The organism is Arthrobacter sp. JCM 19049 (assembly GCF_001310435.1).
On sequence record NZ_BAXF01000797.1, the window covers coordinates 1 to 763 of the forward strand.

Sequence of the window (763 nt, forward strand, 5' to 3'; positions counted from 1 at the left end):
CGGGCCAGGGAACGGGCGACCAGCTCCTGGTCCAGGCGGCTCACTGCGTCCCGCCCCCGGTGCGGTTCAGGTCCTGCTGCAGATCATGCAGCAGCTGCTCATAGACCCGCGCATGCTCGGCGATGTCCAGGGAGGCCAGCGAGGCCAGGCGTTCCTCCACGACCTGCTCAGTCACCTGGCGGCGGCGGGTCGGGCCAGTGACCCGGGGGTCGGCATCGGATGGTTCATCTCTTACCTCCGCGCGGCGCGGTGCAGTTCGTCCAGCCCGCGCGCGGTGAATTGGATCTGCGGTTCTACACACCAGTCTGCCGCGGATGGGCCAGCCACCAGGCGTGGCACGCCGCACGCCAGCCATCCAGGTCCGATTCGGTGCCGGTCACCTCGATCTTGTCCTCGCGCACGCTGGCCACCGCCTCCCCGACCTGTACCCCGAAGCCCAGCACCTGGGTGGTCGGGTAGGGCCGGTAGAAGTCATCCAGCGACCGAATCAGGTAGGTGGGGCGCTGATCGGCCGGGGCGGCCAGGGCGCTGCGCGGGCTATCGACTCCGGTGAGCACCAGGGCGCTGCTGAACCCGGCGCGGTTGGCACCCAGGATATCGGTGTCCAGCCGGTCCCCGACCACCAGCGGCTTGGTTGAATCCAGCCGTTCCGCGGCACGGGTGAACAGGTAGGACTGCGGTTTGCCGGCGATCTCCGGCTCGGCGTCCACCGCCGCCTGCACGGCGTTGACCAGCGAGCCGTTGCCCGGGGCCAGGCCCTCGG

Annotated in this window: 2 protein-coding genes; both read right to left on the reverse strand. The window is 70.2% G+C overall.

The window, feature by feature from the left end; translation table 11 throughout:
* Window positions 1-40 precede the first annotated feature (40 nt).
* On the reverse strand, window positions 41-175 hold the full coding sequence (locus JCM19049_RS21575) for a hypothetical protein (RefSeq protein WP_279403442.1): 135 nt from the start codon (window positions 173-175) through the stop codon (window positions 41-43).
* 118 nt (window positions 176-293) lie between these two features.
* The coding region (locus JCM19049_RS16335; RefSeq protein ID WP_279403443.1) for an HAD hydrolase-like protein at window positions 294-763 on the reverse strand (470 nt) is incomplete at its 5' end.